The 16045-nt window shown below is 69.1% G+C and carries 18 protein-coding genes and 1 pseudogene; 9 read left to right on the forward strand and 10 right to left on the reverse strand.

Annotated elements, in window-relative coordinates; all coding sequences use genetic code 11:
• The first annotated feature begins 205 nt into the window (after positions 1-205).
• Positions 206-538: a helix-turn-helix domain-containing protein gene (locus G7Z13_RS00360; protein ID WP_165994959.1), complete on the forward strand. Its 333-nt coding sequence runs from the start codon at positions 206-208 to the stop codon at positions 536-538.
• A 72-nt stretch (positions 539-610) separates the two neighbouring features.
• Here G7Z13_RS00360 and G7Z13_RS00365 read toward each other — a convergent pair whose 3' ends face one another.
• From G7Z13_RS00365 to G7Z13_RS00385, 5 genes are all read right to left on the reverse strand, one after another.
• On the reverse strand, positions 611-817 hold the full coding sequence (locus G7Z13_RS00365) for a hypothetical protein (protein ID WP_165994960.1): 207 nt from the start codon (positions 815-817) through the stop codon (positions 611-613).
• A 660-nt stretch (positions 818-1477) separates the two neighbouring features.
• A complete protein-coding gene (locus G7Z13_RS00370; protein WP_240926056.1) occupies positions 1478-4240 on the reverse strand; it encodes a DEAD/DEAH box helicase in 2763 nt (920 codons plus the stop codon).
• Positions 4241-4369: 129 nt separating this feature from the next.
• Positions 4370-4678, reverse strand: a complete 309-nt coding sequence (locus tag G7Z13_RS00375; RefSeq protein ID WP_165994877.1) for a hypothetical protein — start codon at positions 4676-4678, stop codon at positions 4370-4372.
• A gap of 369 nt (positions 4679-5047) precedes the next feature.
• Complete coding sequence (locus G7Z13_RS00380; RefSeq protein WP_165994961.1) at positions 5048-5293, reverse strand: hypothetical protein; 246 nt, start codon at positions 5291-5293, stop codon at positions 5048-5050.
• A gap of 446 nt (positions 5294-5739) precedes the next feature.
• The gene (locus G7Z13_RS00385) at positions 5740-6258 is read right to left on the reverse strand and encodes an RICIN domain-containing protein (protein WP_165994962.1); all 519 of its coding nucleotides are present in this window, start codon (positions 6256-6258) and stop codon (positions 5740-5742) included.
• Positions 6259-6864: 606 nt separating this feature from the next.
• On the opposite strand from G7Z13_RS00385, the pseudogene G7Z13_RS00390 reads away from it, so the two are divergent.
• The 3 genes and pseudogenes from G7Z13_RS00390 to G7Z13_RS00400 all read left to right on the forward strand — a co-directional run.
• Positions 6865-7302 (forward strand): annotated as a pseudogene (locus G7Z13_RS00390) (hypothetical protein); the annotation flags it as partial.
• A gap of 307 nt (positions 7303-7609) precedes the next feature.
• Positions 7610-8188, forward strand: a complete 579-nt coding sequence (locus tag G7Z13_RS00395; protein ID WP_165994963.1) for a choice-of-anchor C family protein — start codon at positions 7610-7612, stop codon at positions 8186-8188.
• A 308-nt stretch (positions 8189-8496) separates the two neighbouring features.
• Positions 8497-9078 (forward strand): choice-of-anchor C family protein, encoded by a 582-nt coding sequence (locus tag G7Z13_RS00400; protein WP_165994964.1) that lies wholly within the window; start codon positions 8497-8499, stop codon positions 9076-9078.
• Between the two features lie 347 nt (positions 9079-9425).
• Here the strand turns inward: G7Z13_RS00400 and G7Z13_RS00405 are convergent, their stop codons facing one another.
• Positions 9426-9653, reverse strand: a complete 228-nt coding sequence (locus G7Z13_RS00405) for a DUF5133 domain-containing protein (protein WP_165994965.1) — start codon at positions 9651-9653, stop codon at positions 9426-9428.
• A gap of 569 nt (positions 9654-10222) precedes the next feature.
• Here G7Z13_RS00405 and G7Z13_RS33420 point away from each other — a divergent pair.
• Positions 10223-10438: a hypothetical protein gene (locus G7Z13_RS33420; RefSeq protein ID WP_240926057.1), complete on the forward strand. Its 216-nt coding sequence runs from the start codon at positions 10223-10225 to the stop codon at positions 10436-10438.
• On the forward strand, positions 10435-10932 hold the full coding sequence (locus G7Z13_RS33425) for a hypothetical protein (protein ID WP_240926058.1): 498 nt from the start codon (positions 10435-10437) through the stop codon (positions 10930-10932). The genes G7Z13_RS33420 and G7Z13_RS33425 overlap by 4 nt, the downstream gene beginning before the upstream one ends.
• Before the next feature lie 46 nt (positions 10933-10978).
• Here G7Z13_RS33425 and G7Z13_RS00415 read toward each other — a convergent pair whose 3' ends face one another.
• Positions 10979-11452, reverse strand: a complete 474-nt coding sequence (locus tag G7Z13_RS00415) for an ATP-binding protein (protein WP_165994966.1) — start codon at positions 11450-11452, stop codon at positions 10979-10981.
• A gap of 201 nt (positions 11453-11653) precedes the next feature.
• Between G7Z13_RS00415 and G7Z13_RS00420 the strand changes: the two genes are divergently transcribed.
• The 3 genes from G7Z13_RS00420 (at position 11654) to G7Z13_RS00430 (ending at position 13226) form a co-directional block, all read left to right on the forward strand.
• The gene (locus G7Z13_RS00420; protein WP_165994967.1) at positions 11654-12010 is read left to right on the forward strand and encodes an STAS domain-containing protein; all 357 of its coding nucleotides are present in this window, start codon (positions 11654-11656) and stop codon (positions 12008-12010) included.
• Positions 12011-12276: 266 nt separating this feature from the next.
• Positions 12277-12453, forward strand: coding sequence for a hypothetical protein (locus G7Z13_RS00425; RefSeq protein WP_165994968.1), 177 nt, complete (start codon positions 12277-12279; stop codon positions 12451-12453).
• 452 nt (positions 12454-12905) lie between these two features.
• Positions 12906-13226, forward strand: coding sequence for an STAS domain-containing protein (locus G7Z13_RS00430; protein ID WP_165994969.1), 321 nt, complete (start codon positions 12906-12908; stop codon positions 13224-13226).
• A gap of 287 nt (positions 13227-13513) precedes the next feature.
• On the opposite strand, the gene G7Z13_RS00435 is transcribed toward G7Z13_RS00430, so the two are convergent.
• The 3 genes from G7Z13_RS00435 to ectA form a co-directional block, all read right to left on the reverse strand.
• On the reverse strand, positions 13514-13951 hold the full coding sequence (locus G7Z13_RS00435) for a hypothetical protein (protein ID WP_165994970.1): 438 nt from the start codon (positions 13949-13951) through the stop codon (positions 13514-13516).
• 87 nt (positions 13952-14038) lie between these two features.
• Positions 14039-14869: an enoyl-CoA hydratase-related protein gene (locus G7Z13_RS00440; protein ID WP_165994971.1), complete on the reverse strand. Its 831-nt coding sequence runs from the start codon at positions 14867-14869 to the stop codon at positions 14039-14041.
• Complete coding sequence (gene ectA / locus G7Z13_RS00445) at positions 14866-15474, reverse strand: diaminobutyrate acetyltransferase (protein WP_165995013.1); 609 nt, start codon at positions 15472-15474, stop codon at positions 14866-14868. The genes G7Z13_RS00440 and ectA overlap by 4 nt, the downstream gene beginning before the upstream one ends.
• Between the last annotated feature and the right edge of the window lie 571 nt (positions 15475-16045).

The following is a 16045-nucleotide window of genomic DNA, read 5'->3' on the forward strand; positions in this document are numbered from 1 at the left end:
GCGCCGTACCTACCCGCAGGAGGCCCGCCTATGATCCGGCAGCAACGTGGAACCCGACGGGGGCAGAGGCATGTCGGATCCATGAGCAGCCCCCAAAAGGCCGCCGTGCACCAGCAGATCGAGCAGCTGCAACACATGCGCGACCAGACCGAGGAGACCGCACAATAGCGTCACACCCTCGGTCCAAGCGGCACTGATCCAGGCCATGGACCGGCTCCTGGCCGGCGAACCACAGCGCAGCGACGGCAGCCTCACGGTTGCGTCCCTCGCCCGCGAAGCGGGCATTTCACGGGCGACCGCATACCGGGCCACCGAGGCCCTGGAGGCGTTCCGGCAGCGCGTCGACGAACGCACCAGCGGTCCCGACGTTCCCGCGACCCTGCGCGAACACATCCGCAAGCTCCAAGGCGAACTCCGCGAAGCACGTCGCGCCCGCTACGAAGAGATCACAGACCTTCGCCGGTCCGTCGACACGCTTGCCCAGCACGTCCAGGTCCTCACCCTCGACAACGAACGGCTGCGGGCCGAGCTCGCCTAGCAGGGCACCGTCACGGCATTTTCAGGGCCCATCATCCCGATCCCGGGCGAATGGGGCCTGCCTGATCTGTCATCACGAGCCATCGGCACCTGCGGAGAACGGGCGGTGGTCCTCTTGCTCGGGCCCGTGATCCGAGTGGGGGCGCCGGACTTCAACCACGATGCGACGCCATGACCGAATCACATCAGGGACCTGGTCGAGCAGGCCCTTCAAGGCGAACAAGAAGATGGACACGGCGCCAGCCGCTGCCAGAATCCCGAGGACAATCTGCGCATCCATACTTGGGCCTCTCCTCCGAGTGGAGGGCGGCCGAGCTGAGCGCAAAACTGCATGCAGAGTGGCAGGTGTCTCAGGTCGACCACCCTAAAGACGAGTGATCAACTGAGGCCCTGCCGACGCACAGGCCGTGTTTAAAATTGTCGCGATTGACGCGGCGTCACCTTGGTGACAAACGCGCCCGAAAGGGACGTCGGACCCATTCCCGTCGCAGCCAGCTCCGCTGGCCGTGCCTCACCAACTCTAGCTGCAGGGGGCCCTGTTGTCTGCTCTGTAGTCGGTTCCGGCATCAGGCGGTGATTTTGATCTGAGACGACGCACTCGATCGGGTGATTGTCTCCGTGCGCTCACAGAGACAGATTTCGCTGGTGAGACGGGTATCTGCCCGGCTAACCGTGTGCAGGATCGCGTAGGCGTCCGGATCCGCGAGGATCTTCCGCGCCCACGCGATGGCCGGCCCGAGGTCGTCCACCGGCCCGGTCCGCCCGCCGCTGCGCCTGGACGCGCTCCTGCTCGATCTCGCGTTCGCACGTAGCGCAGTGCCAGTCGGCCATCGCCTTCTCGCGCTCGCTCATCGCCGCCCACACAGTGAGCGGGAACAGCTGCCCCAGGCACCAGCGGCAGGAGCGCTCCACCAGCGACAGCGCCACACGTCGTCCACGCTCAAGGCGTTCGTCGCACGCCAGGCACATCCCGTCGCCGAAGCTCCTGGCCGGCGCCGGGGTCTGGAAGACAGTGCCGCAGTCCTGGCACGTCCGGCGACGCAGATCGGCCCGGCGCTGGGCTTCCCGGCCCCGGCACCGGCCGCACATCCCCCACACCGGGACCGGGAACACCTCGCCGCCGCCTTGCCCAGTCGATGCCGAGTTCCCGGAGTGCGTTGCGCTGTTCCTGGGTGAGCTTGTCGCGCCTGGACTTGGTGTTGGTGATCCATACGCCCAGCTTCACCGGCACCGGTTCCGTTTCGCCGTCGACCGCGATCTCCACGACCGCGCCGCGTGGTACCGGCCTCTGGCCTTCCCGCTCCACCCACTGCGCCAAGGCGGCAAGTCCCCGCTGGAACGCCGCCTGGGCCTTGCTCGGGCCCTTCGTCGCACGCCTGGCCGCCGGGGCAGGAGACGGCGCCTGGAGCGGCTTGATACCCAGCACGGTCAGCCGCTCCTGCTGCTCGGGCAGGAGCCGTGCCCAGACAGCCGGCTTGCGCTGTTGTTGGAGCCATGTGCCGATGTCGTCGCCGTCCATGTGCACGCCGGGTGCGATGCCGGGCAGGCTGCCGTCGGCGTCGACCAGGTCGGCGAGGTGGCGGTAGTGGCGTTGCCAGTTGAGTGGCCAGGGGCAGTTCCAGTCGGGGTCGATCGCGGCGAGCTGCGCCGCGCGCTCCGCCGCTCGCTCCGGGTCCTTCCCGAGGCCGCCCTTGCGCCGGAGGTTGGCCATGTGCTGCCCGATCGGCACCTCGATGCCGTCGGCGGGGTCGGTCCACACGGCGTCCTGACGCGGGGCGAGGTGCCCGGTGGCCCGCCGGTAGGACCGGAGCGCGGCGAGCTTGGCCTCCCAGGCTTTCTCGCCGGGCTCCCAGACCATCCCGGTCTCGGGTGCGTCGAGCAGTTCCTTGCGGTGGGGGTCGAGTTCGCCGGCCCGCAGTGTCTTGCGCTGCTGGTGCACCCATCGCCCCAGGGGGAAGTGCTTGGTGACGCCGACCTGGACCTCGGTGTCGTAGGGCACGGCGTACAGGCCGGTGATCCCGTTCTCCCGACGCCAGCGCAGCAGCGCCTCGTAGCCCTCCAGCCACACCAGCGACTCGGGCCGGTAGACCCGGGTGCGCAGGAAGGCGGCGATGGTGGCGGCGTCGCGCGGGCTGGAGAAGTGCAGCAGCGCGGACTCGGCAGCGCCGTCGGTGCCGTCCCGCTCCTCGCCGTCCCTTTCGCCGCCGACCCCGACGATCCGCCCCTCCTCGTCACGCTGCACGTGGACCTTGCGCTTGCCGCTGGTGAGCGCGCGGGAGGCGAGCTGCTCGACCAGGCGCTCATCGTGGCTGCGCAGGCCCTGGAGGACGGCTACGAGCGGCTTGTAGCTGGCGCTGGCGACCATGTCGGTCGGGTCCTCGCCGGGCTGGAGGAACACCGGCACGATGATCCGCGCGACCTTGGTGCTGCCGTCCTTGTTGGGTCGGAGTGCGCGGCCGATGTTCTGGACGATCTCAACTTGGGAGCCGCGGGTGTCGGCGAAGCAGATCGCCTCCACGCCCCGTTCGCCGGTGATGTCGACGCCCTCCCCGAGCACGCGTACGGAGGCGAGGAACGCGCGGTGTACGCGGCGCCCGGCGGCGTCGATTCCGTTGGCGAACTGTCGCAGGACTTCGCGGCGTTCGGTGACGAGGTGGTCGCCGCACAGCCATGCCGCCCAGACGCGGTCCGGGGGTACGTGGCGGCCGGCCTCCAGCTCGTAGAAGGCCGCGCCGATGGAGGACTTCGGCAGCTTGTCGGCGGCGGCCAGGTCCTCGTCGGAGGCGTCGTTCATGTACAGCTCGGCAGCGGTCTCGGGCAGCTTCTCGGCGAACGCGGCGGCTTCCTCGACGCGCTGGTGGAAGGTCATGACGGTGCGCAGGTTCCACTTCGCGGCGTGCTCTAGGAGCGCGGTCTGCAGCAGCGCCAGACGCCGAGCGCGCTGCGCCTCCTCTGATTCGCCGTGGACGGGGGAGGGGTCGTGGATCTCCAGGACGTCGATCTCGAAGCCGGCGAGGATGCCGCGTTCGATCGCTTCGCTCAGACCGAGTTCTGCGATCCACTCGCCGTACGTCCCGTTCGGGTCGTCGGCCATGGACGCGATCTCCGCCTCTTGGCCGTCCGCGCCCCTCTGGGGCCGGGGGGCGGCGAGGATGCGTGGGGTGGCGGTGAGGTAGAGCCGGTAGTCGGCGGGGATCCGGGCGTTGTCGTGGATCGCGGCCCACGGCCGACCAAGATCACCGGTGGTGCCGTGGGCCTCGTCCACGATCGCGAGGTCGAAGCCTGCCATCTGCTGGCCGTACAGCCGCTGGCCGCCCGCGAGAGCGGCTTCCAGCGGCCCGCGCACCTTCCGCTGACCCGAAGGCTCCTCCGGGTCCTCGCGGTCCACCAGGGAGGCGTACGTGGCGAACACGACGACTGGCCCTGACCGGGCCCAGAGGGCGAGCTGGATGGGGTTGGTGGTGGTGCGCACGCCCAGCTCGTTCAGCACGGGGTCGTTCTCCAGCGAGCACACCGCGACCATGGGGGAGCGGTGGCCCACCCGGCGCCAGGTTTGGGCGGTCTGCACGAGCAGGTCCAGGGTCGGCACGGTCACAAGGATCCGGCCGTCCCGGAAGCACTCGAGCGCGCACGCGGCCGCAGTGATCGTTTTACCGGATCCGGTCGCGGACACGATCGTGGCCCGCGCCCCTCCCGGAGGCACAGGCGATCTTGCAGGAAATCCCGACCCATTTACGGAAAGCGGATTTCTGGTCGATCTGGTGTTCCCGAAGCTGAATATGCCGCATTTCCACTGTCCTCCCCTAACCTATTTCAAGCACTGTTTCGGGAATCACCAGGACGGCATAAACAGCGGAACCGAAACCTTACCGCTCTCATCCACGACGACCCGCTCGGCGAGCTGCGCCAGGACGTCGGCCGGCCGCAGCCCCGCCCGGGCCGCGGCCGCGCGCACCAGCCGGCTCGGCCCGGCGGCCAGCCACAGCTGCGCCCGCACCTCTCCCGCCTCCTCCCGCCGCCGCTCCTCATGAGCGGCCCTCGCCGCCAGAGCCTTGTCCCGCCGTGCCTCCCGTTCCCGGGCCCATTCCGAGCCCTGAGCGTCCCGGTCCGGCTGGTACACGTCCCAACCGGCCTCTGCCATCACGTCCCTGACGCGCTGCCACTCCACGTGTTTGGCAGCCCAGACAGCAGCCAGCCGCTCCGGATCCATCCCGAACCCCGAGGGGGAACCACCCCGCCGCAGCTGCTCCGCTGTCTCCCGCTCGCGGACAGCGGCCTCTGCCACCTCGTCTGCCATGGCAGCGATACCGAGGCCGTCTGCCTGGCGCCGGACCTGGTCCCGGACCACGTCCTGAGCACTCCACATACAGCACCCTCGCCGCCGCGCCCCGCACGGTGACAGCCTCGGAGGACAGCGCCAGACGGTGGCCGTGCAGCCGTACGCCCCGCTCGCCGAGCTGCTCCACCCAGGGCTCGACAGGAACCAAGCTGGCGCGGGGCTTTGCCGTGGTCACGTTGCGGCGTGGTCGCAGGCTCGGGCGGCGACGCCGTAATGCACGTTTTCGTTCCGCAGGATGTCGTAGCACAGCATCCAGTCGCGGTGCCCGTGGTAACAGGCGTAGAAGTAATCGGTCTTGAAGGTGTATCCCTGGCTCTCCAGGTAGGACAGGCAGGAGTTGGTGTCGGCGTGGGCGGCGGGGGCGGTGAGGAAGACGCCGGAGACGGTCAGGGCGGCGCCGGAGAGGGCGGTGGCCATTCTGCGGGCGAACCTCATAGGAAGACCTCCGGATGGCATTTCGTGTCAGGGTTGCTTGGCTCCGCAGGCATGCATGCCTCGGGGATTCCGGGTGAATCCTGGTCGGGAGGGGTCCGGGAGCACTTGCTGCGCAGGAGGTGTTTCACCGTGTGCCCTGCGTGTGGGTGATCGTTTCCGTCACGGCCTTTTCAGGGTCGACTCGCCCCTGCTGTTTTCGGACAGGACCGCGCATTGCTTGCCCTTCCGGAATGGCCGCTGTTCACTGACTTGTCATCCCCGGGGCCGTAGCCGACCGGGTTCGGTGTCGACCGCGTCGTCCGTGCTGTGCTTTATGCGAGCAAGGGGTGTCCGGTCGTCGCCGGTGGCGGCCGGTGCCGCGCGATGCCCGTACCGGGACCGGGTAGGTGGCCCGGGGCCTCGCTCGGCGCGTGGTCACAGGCGGCGGCTCACAGCAGGCGCCACTCCTGGTACGGCCGGTCGGCGCTGCAGGTGCGCTGGACGGCGCCGGCGCCGTTGTAGATGCTGCCTCCCGCGACCTCCAGGCACTTGCCGCTGTGACGGGCGACCAGCGTGAAGTAGCCGTTGGGGCGCTGGACGAGCTTCCACTCCTGGTTGAGGGTGTTGTAGCAGTGCCACTGGTGGACCGTTCCGCCGTCGGCCTGGCTCGCTTCCGCGACGTCCAGGCACTTGCCGCTGTGGTCGGCGCTCACCTTGTAGTAGCCGTTGCCCAGCGAGGTGAAGGTCCAGTTCTGGTTGGCGGTGGAGTAGCACTCCCACTGCTGGACGAACGCGCCGTCGGCCTGGCTCGCGGTGGCCACGTCCAGGCACCTGCCACTGTGGTGGGCCTCCAGTTTGGTGTTGAGCGGGGCGGCGCTCGCGGGTGCGGCCGATCCGGCGGCCAGCATCGTCGTGCTGAGCGTGAGGGCGGACAGGCCGGCGGCGAATGCTCGCCTGGGTGTCTTCACGGTGACCTCCTTGAAAGCCGTCCTTTTGGGCGGCTGAGCCATCACCTTGTATAGCGGAAAATTGCAGGCCGCATAACCTGCAAAGATAATTCATGTTATATTTATGTATCGTCTTCATGTTGCCGTATGGTGCGGTGTGTCGATGAAAGCGTAACCCTGTAGGGCTGTCGGGATGGCGGAACCCGATCAGGTGCGCAGGCTCGTCAATTAGCTGCCGTGTAAGGCCAACTGAACGGCTTACGCGACTGGTCTGTTTCAGGTGCTCTTCTGCCGGTCCGTGATGTGACGTATGTTCAGCGAGGGGCGCGTGCATTCGGCTGTCCGCTGCGGGAACGTTATTGCGGATGGGGCTGCGTGCACCTGCCTCGGGATATGCGGCCCAAACGCGCCGGCGACGCATGGCCGGAAATATCGTCAGCCGCTTCCCAGGAATTCCGGTGTGTGCTGTTCTCCCGGTGTTGTCCGCAGCCCTCGCAGTTTCGACGGAAGGGGAGCAGCCAGGGTCGTTGCCGCATCACACTGAAGCGAAGGAAATGGGGGACAGCCGTGTCCACAGCCGCTCCCGTGCGTGTCCCGCTGGTCAACGGCAGTTTCGAGCAGCCGCAGGTGACCGACCACGAGATTCTGCCGGACGCCTCGCAGCCGCAGGCACCCAAGCACGCACCCGGCTGGCGCACGACCGCGTCCGACCACAAGATCGAGCTGTGGCGTGACGGCTACCGGGGTGTGGAGGCCAAGGAAGGCAAGCAGTTCGCGGAGCTGAACGCCAACGAGGTATCCACGCTCTCCCAGGACCTGCCCACCACTCCGGGCACCAAGCTGTACTGGCGCCTGTGGCACCGCGGCCGGCTCGGCTCGGACACCATGGTCCTCGACATCGGCGACCCTGGCGCCGAAGTTCCGCAGCAGCAGTTCACCGACGACAGGGCGTGGCGCCACTACACCGGCACCTACACCGTCCCCCCGGGTCAGACCCTCACCCGGTTTGCGTTCCGCTCCGTCTCCGCGGTCGGCGGCAACCGGGGCATTGGCAATTTCCTGGACGACGGCCCCACACGCCCCGCCCAGACGCAGATCGTCGGATACACCGGCATCCGCGCCATCAAGATCAATGACTGGCGGCCGCGACCGAACCGGCCAAGGAAAGTCACCGAAAAGAACCCCTGCCCCGACCGGCGCCTGACCGCCTGACCGGCGGACGACTCCTCACCCTTCGCACAAGAAGAACCCCCCGCCCCCCGCTCGCCCGCCGGGGTGCCAGCCCCGTCCGGCCGGAGCGCCCACCCTGCCCGCCCCGCCCCACCGCATGTTCCGCTCCCACCCACTGCACGCCTTCTCCAAGGAGGATCCCATGCCGCTCAAGCGTGTCCTGGTCACCGCGGCCACGGTCGCCGCCGTGTTCACCGCCACCGGCGGCGCAACAGCCGCCCCGGTCCCCGACTTCGGTAACGGAGGCTTCGAATCCCCCACCGTACCGGCGAACAGCTACCTGATCGTCCCCGCAGGAAGCTCCCTCGGCCCCTGGCAAGTCACGGCTGGCGCCGTCGACCTGGTCGACGACGGATTCTGGCAGGCGGCCGAGGGCCAGCAGAGCGTCGACCTCAACACCAGGGGCGACGGCCCCGGCACGGTGGCGCAGACCTTCACCACCATCCCCGGAGACCCCTACACGGTCACCTACTCCCTGGCCGGCAACCCCGACGGTCCCCCGGCGGTGAAGACCGGCCAGGCCCTCGTCAACGGTGAGGCCGTACAGGACTTCTCCTTCGACATCACCGGCAAGAGCCGCAGCAACATGGGCTACGAGATGCGGAAGTTCGCCTTCGTGGCCAAGAACCCCACCACCACACTCAGCTTCGCCAGCACCACCTCCAGTCTCCGGTTCGGACCGGTCATCGACAACGTGCAGGTCAACACCTGCGGCTGCTGATCCGGCAGCAGACCCCGCCTCCCCTCCGGACATCGATCGGGGCCACGTCGCAGGCCGGGTGGGGTGCAGGCCGAAAAGGGCCGGCACCCCACCCGGCCCCTGCGGCGAACGCATAGCGCACCCCACCGGTGTCGCTCGCGGCCTGCCGGACCGGCGCACGCGAGCAGGCGGACACGTCCGACGCCCCACGCGTACCCGCCTTCCGCCTCCCGCCGCCCAAGCGGAACCGGAAGAAGGCCGAAGCCGGCGAAACGACACAGACCTCACCCCTCCTCGTCATCCCGTCCCTCACCACCAGGAGACAATCCATGTTGCTCGCGTGTGCCTGCATCACCGCGATCGCGGCCACCAGCCTCTTCACCACCACCGGCACCGCGGCCGCCGCCCCCACTGCCGGCGGCCTCGACAACGGCAGCTTCGAATCCCCCGTGCTGACGGCGAAAACCTTCAAAGTTCTGCGCGTGGGGGAGTCCATCGGCCCGTGGCAGATCACCTCCGGAGCCGCGGATCTGATCGGCACCGGCTTCTGGCAGGCAGCCGAGGGCGGCCAGTCCGTCGACCTGAACGCCGGAGAACCCGCGACTCTGGCACAGACCTTCACCACCGTCCCGGGCGAGGCCTACACGGTGACCTACGCCCTGGCCGGCAACCCGGCAGCGACCCCGCGGGTCAAGACCGGCAAGGTCCTCGTCGACGGCCAGAGCGTCCAGGACTTCTCCTTCGACACCGCCGGCAAGTCCTTCGGTGCCATGGGCTACGTCAACCAGCGTTTCGCCTTCATCGCCCGCACCGACACCACCACCCTCGCCTTCGCCAGCACCACCTCCTCCACACCCGGAGGCCCCGTCATCGACAACGTACGAGTCCACCCCTGCAGCTGCGGAACCTGAGGTCTTCAACCGGTGACCTGGGGCCGCGCAGCGTCGACCTCACCCGAGCCGGCTACACCACCATAACCCACCACCCCACCCACACCCCCACCACCCTCATCCTCGCCCAATAAACATTTCACGACCGCCGAACTCGGCAGCGCACACAAAAAGGGCCTCCGCCATTCCGAAGAAAGGCGCAAGCCCATCTGGTAAGCCCGTCACCGAACTGAATGTCCCCGAAGCCCTCCCCCCACGCCCTCATCCTCAAGGGATCGTTCCACCCGCCGCGCCCAGCCGTCGGAGAAGTCGGCCAGGGCGCGGCGTCGCTGTTTCTGGTGGCGAAGTGGCGGGCGGCTGTACGGCTCTCAGGCGGTGAGGAGTGAGTCGTCCGTGGGACGGGCGCCAGGCAGTCGGTAGCGCGCGGCGACGAGGGCGGAGTCGATGTCGCGGGTGCCGGTGGCCACACACAGGGTGTAGGTGACGTCCTCCAGACGCCGACGCGCCTCCGGGCTGCCGTTCTCGGCGTGCAGCGCGCGCAGCGTCTCGTACTGCTCGATCAGGTTCTCCAGCACGGCCGGGTGTGCCATCAGCATCGGGGAGTCTCCCTTGTCACTGCCATTTACACGAGTCGTTCACGCGATCATGTGCCCCGAGTCCGGGCACCTATCCCTGCTTCCTCCGGGTTGGCCGGCCGGGACTCGAGGGCGGGAAGCGGAGTCGGTCGTCGGGCTGCGCCCGGCCGCCCTGCTGCTTAGCTGCTCTGCTGCTCCGCCTCTGCTGCTCTGCCGTCGCGGCTCCCCCAAGTCAGCCGCCCCATCGCACACATGATCCTTTGTCTGCCGCATCACTGCCTCCCTACGGTCTTCCGCATGCGGCGTACGGTCATCATCGGCGATATCCACGGCTGCTTCGACGAGCTGCTCCAACTGCTCGATGAAGTCGACATCCAACCGGACGACTTGCTGATCGGCGTCGGCGATCTGGTCGACCGCGACCCAGCGCCGGGTGCGGTGGTCGGGCATTTTCGTGAGCGGCCGAACTCGGTCGTGGTCATGGGCAATCATGAGCGGAAGCACGTGCGCGGTATTTTCTCTCACGCACAAGAAATCACGCGCTTGCAACTCGGCGACCACTACGCCGAAACGGTCGAGTGGATGCGGACTTGCCGTACTACTTCGAGGACGAGCACGTCCGTGTGGTCCACGCCGCGATGCTGTCCGGGATTCCTCTGCCCGACCAGCGGGAGGCAATCCTCTGCGGCACGACGAGGGGCGAACGCGAACTCGCGGCACTGTTTCCGGACAGCCACTGGTACGAGCACTACACCGATGTCAAGCCGGTGGTGTTCGGCCATCACGTCACCGGCCGGAACCGATGATCCGCGGCGGCAGGATTTTCGGTCTCGACACCGGTGCCTGCCACGGCTGGAACCTGACCGCGCTGTGCCTCCCGGAATTCAGGGTCCATTCGGTGAAGGCGCGAGCGGACCACTGGTCGGCGATGAAGCGCCAGTGGCAGTTGCCCGTCCTGAAAACCAGGCCCTGGCAGGACGCCACCTGGCCGGAGCTGGCCCATGCGGTGAAGCGGTACTCCTCGATGTCCGGCCCAGCGGCGCGGCGCTGGCTGGAGGAGGTCCAAGAGTGGGCCGCGGGGCTGCGGGCGACGATCCCCACCCTGGCCGCCACAGCGCGCCGACTCGCCGACGGACTCTCCGTGGACGCGATGCGTGGGCATCCTGCTGCGAAGGTTCTCTTCCAAGCCCGTGACCGCCGCCTCGACCGGGCCGGTCTGGCCAGGCAGTGCCCGACACCGGGCAGGACGATCGAACTGGCAGCCGCACTGGGCCTGACGCTCGAGATGCTGCCCGACTGAACTTCAGCCAGACGGATGGCTCTCGCCGGCCGCGGGGGCGCAGTCGTCAGGGCGTGGTGCGGCCGGCGATGTCTGCGCCGGGGTCGTCGGCCAGCGCGATCAGAACGGTGACACGTTTGCCGACCGGTTCCCGGCGTACCTCGTACGCCTGGCTGACCGCGAGGGTGATCTCCAGTCCGTGACGGCCGATGCGCTGCGGGTCGGTGGCGGCAATATCCGGCAGCACCGGGTCGCTGTCCCACACGGACACCCGTACCGCGCCCTGGATGATCTGCAGGTCCAGCATGAGGGGGCCGGGCGCGTACTTCACCGCGTTGGTGACCAGCTCGCTGACCACCAGCTGGGTCATGCCCATCGCCCGCTCGGACACCGGCAGACCGTGCACGGCCTGGACCTCGGTGAGGAAGCCGATGGCCAGATGCCGGGCGGCCCCGATGCACGAAGGGTCGCCGTCATAGGCAACCGACACCGACAGCACGTCCTGTGTTTTCCGTCCTTCGTCCCCCGCGGCCTGCTCCATGCGCCCGCCCTGTCTCACGTGATCGTCACACGAACATCACCGTGTGTCCCGAAAGCATCGCACGGTCCCTTCCCGGCTGCCCCGGTCCAGGTGATTCCAGCCCGAGCCGACCCGGTTGACATCAGGGGGAGGCATACGCTTGCGTGGAGCAGCGGCCTCGCAGCAGTGAAGGTGGCACCGACGACCCCGACGGAGACGCCCATGAGCGAGATCCGCCTGTCCGTCTCCCAGCGCACCACCGCCGACGGCGTGCACGTCGTCGCCTTGGCCGGGGCCATCGACCACACCACGGCCGGTGTCTTCCATGAGGCCCTGACCCTGCCGCCCGACTCCGCCCCCCACGCGGTCATCGACTTCCACCACGTCACCTTCATGGACTCCAGCGGCATCAACGTCCTGGTCGCCGCCCACAACACCGCCCGCGCCCACGGCGGCTCACTGCGCCTGGCCGCCGCCCCCCGGCGCGTCCTCGACCTGCTGCACATCGTCGGCCTCGACACGCTCCTCCCCCTCCATCCCACCCTCGAAGAGGCCCTGGCACCCCCTTCCACCGTCTGAGCCCACGTCTCGCCCGCCGGGCTCGCCCCCTGCCCACCGCTCGGCGCTACGCCGCGGCCGACGGCTCCTGGGCAGCGGGGTGTCCCAGCCGGCCGGCCGGTGAGAAGTGACGGGGTCGACTCGTGCGATGGGGCGGCCTGTGCGACAGTCGGCATCCGTCGTTAGAGCGCCTCCGTCAGCGGTTCGCGTTCCGCCACCGTATGGGGCGGCCCATCGGGGGCATTCGGACAGCGGAACATACGGCTCCTCCCCGGGGAGGGACGACCATGCTGGCGATCATCTCCGCGATCCTTTTCTTCATCGCCTTCATCCTCGGCGCAGCGGACATCGAGACCGACGACCTCTTCAGCGCCACCAACCTCATGCTGCTCGGCCTCACCCTGCTGGCCCTTCACGTAGCGGGACTGGGCTCGGGGGGGTCGACCTTCGGCCGCAGGCGCTGACCAGGCGGTACTGGCCAGGCGGCGCGCCCCGTCCGACCGCGGACGCCGCACCCTCACCGGGGCCGCCCACCGAAAGACCTGACCGTTCCGTGCGGGCGCGGTCTGGTCTGAGGTCTGCCTTCGACCGCGCCCCGCCCGTGTGATCCACGCGTCGCAGTACCCGCCGCTCCTCCGCCTTCTTCCGCTGCCTCGCCGCTGGAGGTCATCGCCGAGGTGCCGGGACGCCTCCTTTGCAAGGGCTTGATGGCGGCCGGTGCCCGATCTGTGCGACGTTGGACGGACAACCAGCCTGGTTCGGTAGGAGGCCCCGCGCCGCCCCGAAGGTCACCTCGAGTGGCCGGGACGCGGTACGGGTTGTCTTGCTCGACTGTGCGTGGCCCCACGTCACGCGCTTGATACCCCCAGCCCAGGGGGTGTCGATGGGCTCGACCCACGGAAACGAGGGGCGAACCATGAACGACCTCACCGTCACCGCGCACCAGCACGCCGACCGCACCGTCATCACCGTGGCCGGGGAGATGGATCTCGCCTCGTGCCACGCTCTCGAAGAGGTGACCCTGACCATCCCCCTCGACGGCAAGACCTTGCACGTGGAGATGTCCGGGGTGTCCTTCATGGACTCCACCGGCCTGAACCTGCTGCTCAAGCTGCGCCGCCGCCTCATGGCAGAAGGCGGCCGGCTCCTCGTCACCGGCCTTCGGCAACAGCCCGCCGGCGTGCTGCGTGTGACCGAGGCCGACACCCTGCTCACCCCCGACGCCGCCCACGCCTGACACCCCGCACACCGCCGTCTGCCCAGCGCCGGGTGACCGCATCGACGTCTCCGTTGCCGTACACGAGAGCTCCCGTCGGGACCGCGGAGCCGTCGGCTCGGCTCGGGCGTGGTGAGGGGAACGGGGCGGCAAGGGCGGTGTCCCGTGGGTGACGGCGATGCCGTCCGACGTGACGTGCGGGGCGCTCGCTGGTCGAGGGTGAGGAGCGAAGGCGCTCAGTCCTCATCTCGGCCCCCATCTGGGAGCGGGCGGGCGGGTGGACGGGGAACTGCTCATCGTGGCTTCGCTCAGGCCGCGATCATGTGGCTCCGCGCCGTCGGGCGGTGCCCGCAGTCGGCGGGCCGCAGGACGCGGGTGGCGAGCCGGAGGCGGGTGGCGGCGGCCGCGCACCGGAAGGCGTGGAACCGGTGCAGGACGGCTTCGCGCTGCGCGGCGGACCCGACCGGGCCGTCGAGCACGAGGTCCATACGGTGCCGCTCCTCGGGCGAGCCGTCCGGGGCGAGGTGGGTGACCCGGAAGGAGCACAGAAGACCGCGGGCGGGCAGGCGCAGCAGGCCGCACTGGATGCGGCTCTCGGGGTAGTGCACCTCGATCGTGTCCTCCACGCAGGACACGCACAGGGCGGGGGCGACGCGCGGATCGCACATCATGAGCGCGAAGCGCGGGGCCAGCCCGCGGACCAGGGCGGGGCGCGGCCGCGACCGCCCTGCGACGGATTCGTTCATGTGCCTTCCTCCTCGAGGTTCGGTGCCGTTGGGGATCCCGTCGGGGGACGCGGAGGGACGCCTGGGGCCAGTCGGCGGGGCAGGTGTTCAGGGGGCGGCCGTGCTCCGGAGGTGGGTGTCTGCGCCGGGGGCGGCCGGGCGCCGCAGCCGGGCGGCCATGGCCTCGCTCAGGCCGTCGGGTCCGGTATGGACGCCGTTCCAGTGCGCGCAGTGGTCGAGACCGCGTCGCGTACCGTCCTGGTGGACGAGGTCGAGGGTGCGCTTGATGCCCTCCATGACGTGCGCGGGATGCCGGCGCAGGTCGTCGGTCAGTTCCCGCGCTGCCCGGCGCAGTGCCGTCGCGTCCGGGTACAGGTCGTTGACCAGGCCGATGCGCAGTGCCCGGGCCGCGTCGACGGTACGGCCGGTGAACGCCAGCTCCCGCAGGTGTCCCTGGTTGATCAGCAGCGGCAGCCGTTGCAGTCCGCCGAGGTCGGCGACGATGCCCAGTTCGGCCTCCGGCAGGGCGAACCGGGCGCTGCGGGTGGCGTAGCGGATGTCACAGGCGGCGGCCAGTTCGAGGGCGGCCCCGGTGCACTCGCCCTCGATGAGCGCGACGACGGGTTTGGGGCAGTCGGCGACGGCGCTCACCGCTCGCTGGAGGAGACGCACGTCCTCGTCCATGAAGGCGGCGTTCCCCGAGCGCTGGGCCCTGCGCAGTCGTACGACGTACCACCGCAGGTCCATGCCCACGGAGAACGTGCCACCTGCGCCGGTGAGGGCGATGGCGCGGATGTCGTCGCGTCGGCGGGCGCCTTCCATGAAGGCGTGCAGTTGCTCCCAGAAGGAGCCGCCGAGCGCGTTCCCGGTGCCGCTGCCGGCCACGGTGAGGAGGGCGAGGCCGTCCTCGACCGTGCTGTGGAAGGGCGCGTCGCTCATCGCGCGTGCGCCGCGACGGCGGGAGCGGGGGCGGAAGCGGAGTCGGAGGCCGAAGCAGAGGCGGAGTCGGAGGCGGCCGGGACCGGGGCCGGTACGGCGGGGGTCATGCGGTACAGCACCTCCGGAGGATGGGCCTCGTGTCCCTCGTCACCGGCGAAGTCCTCCGCGGTGAACAGGACTTCGGTGTGGACGTCGAGGCCGCGTTCGTGGGCGAACCTGCGCAGCATGAGGGCGACGGCGCGGTTGCCGGGGTTGACCGTGGTCTCCACGCAGGTGGCCCCCAGGCCGGCGGCCCGGTCGGCCAGCTCGTGCATCATCCGCGTGGCCAGGCCCGGGGCCCGGTGAGCGGGATCGACAGCCGACTGCCAGGCCATCAGCGTGTCGGGGCGCGACGGGCGGATGTAGGCGGTGACGAAGCCGATGACCTGGCCGTCGTCCGTCTCGGCGACCACGGACGTCGCGGCGAAGTCACGGAACCAGAGGTGGTAGTAGTACAGGCTGTTGGTGTCGAGGATGTCGGAGTCGCGCACCAGTCGCCAGACCGCCGGAGCGTCCGCGGGGCGTGGGGTTCGCAGGGTGGCGAGGGGCGTGCGGGGGTCGTTCATGCCGGCCTTTCGGTTGTTCGGTCGTCTCGGTTGTTCCGAGGGGGCCTCAAGGGACCTCACGGGGCAGTCGAAAGAATGCGGGCAGCGTCGACCGGCTTCGATGGATTTTCGGCACGGTTTTCTCGGCCACGTGACACATGCCGCATTCCGCGGGAAGGCACCTGTTTCTTTTCCGGCGCTTTGCCGCTGCTCTGAAAAGGCACGACCGGTGACGATGAACAACCGCGTGAACCTGCCGCGGAAGGGCCGTGCGCAATCTGCTCCGGCGTGATGGGTGGGGGGCGCGCCAGAACCCTCAAAACACTTGCACGACCCCACTAGTCGGCGCAAGGCCACAACGGGAAGCGTCGGCTTCCTGGCTTGATCTCCGCTGCGGGAGGCACTTTTCGGCTCGTGCCGGCCGTGCTTCGCAGCGTGGTTCGGTGGCGTGCGGCAGGGGTGATCATGGTCTTGATCAGTAGGTCCTGAGAATACGGCGGGAATGATCTTCACCTTCCGCCCGGGAAGCGGAGACGCCTCACCTGTATCGCTTTTCAGACACTCCGGAATTGGTTCGCATGGAGCGAGGCAG

The sequence above is a fragment of the Streptomyces sp. JB150 genome (assembly GCF_011193355.1).
Lineage (GTDB): Bacteria > Actinomycetota > Actinomycetes > Streptomycetales > Streptomycetaceae > Streptomyces.

Excerpts from the sequence above, each read along its gene's own strand:
- G7Z13_RS00360 (WP_165994959.1), top strand. The coding sequence starts at position 206 with ATGGACCGGCTCCTGGCCGGCGAACCACAGCGCAGCGACGGCAGCCTC.
- G7Z13_RS00365 (WP_165994960.1), bottom strand. The coding sequence starts at position 817 with ATGGATGCGCAGATTGTCCTCGGGATTCTGGCAGCGGCTGGCGCCGTG.
- G7Z13_RS00375 (WP_165994877.1), bottom strand. The coding sequence starts at position 4,678 with ATGGCAGAGGCCGGTTGGGACGTGTACCAGCCGGACCGGGACGCTCAG.
- G7Z13_RS00380 (WP_165994961.1), bottom strand. The coding sequence starts at position 5,293 with ATGGCCACCGCCCTCTCCGGCGCCGCCCTGACCGTCTCCGGCGTCTTC.
- G7Z13_RS00395 (WP_165994963.1), top strand. The coding sequence starts at position 7,610 with ATGCCGCTCAAGCGTGTCCTGGTCACCGCGGCCACGGTCGCCGCCGTG.
- G7Z13_RS00400 (WP_165994964.1), top strand. The coding sequence starts at position 8,497 with ATGTTGCTCGCGTGTGCCTGCATCACCGCGATCGCGGCCACCAGCCTC.
- G7Z13_RS00405 (WP_165994965.1), bottom strand. The coding sequence starts at position 9,653 with ATGCTGATGGCACACCCGGCCGTGCTGGAGAACCTGATCGAGCAGTAC.
- G7Z13_RS33425 (WP_240926058.1), top strand. The coding sequence starts at position 10,435 with ATGATCCGCGGCGGCAGGATTTTCGGTCTCGACACCGGTGCCTGCCAC.
- G7Z13_RS00415 (WP_165994966.1), bottom strand. The coding sequence starts at position 11,452 with ATGGAGCAGGCCGCGGGGGACGAAGGACGGAAAACACAGGACGTGCTG.
- G7Z13_RS00420 (WP_165994967.1), top strand. The coding sequence starts at position 11,654 with ATGAGCGAGATCCGCCTGTCCGTCTCCCAGCGCACCACCGCCGACGGC.
- G7Z13_RS00425 (WP_165994968.1), top strand. The coding sequence starts at position 12,277 with ATGCTGGCGATCATCTCCGCGATCCTTTTCTTCATCGCCTTCATCCTC.
- G7Z13_RS00430 (WP_165994969.1), top strand. The coding sequence starts at position 12,906 with ATGAACGACCTCACCGTCACCGCGCACCAGCACGCCGACCGCACCGTC.
- G7Z13_RS00435 (WP_165994970.1), bottom strand. The coding sequence starts at position 13,951 with ATGAACGAATCCGTCGCAGGGCGGTCGCGGCCGCGCCCCGCCCTGGTC.
- G7Z13_RS00440 (WP_165994971.1), bottom strand. The coding sequence starts at position 14,869 with ATGAGCGACGCGCCCTTCCACAGCACGGTCGAGGACGGCCTCGCCCTC.
- ectA (WP_165995013.1), bottom strand. The coding sequence starts at position 15,474 with ATGAACGACCCCCGCACGCCCCTCGCCACCCTGCGAACCCCACGCCCC.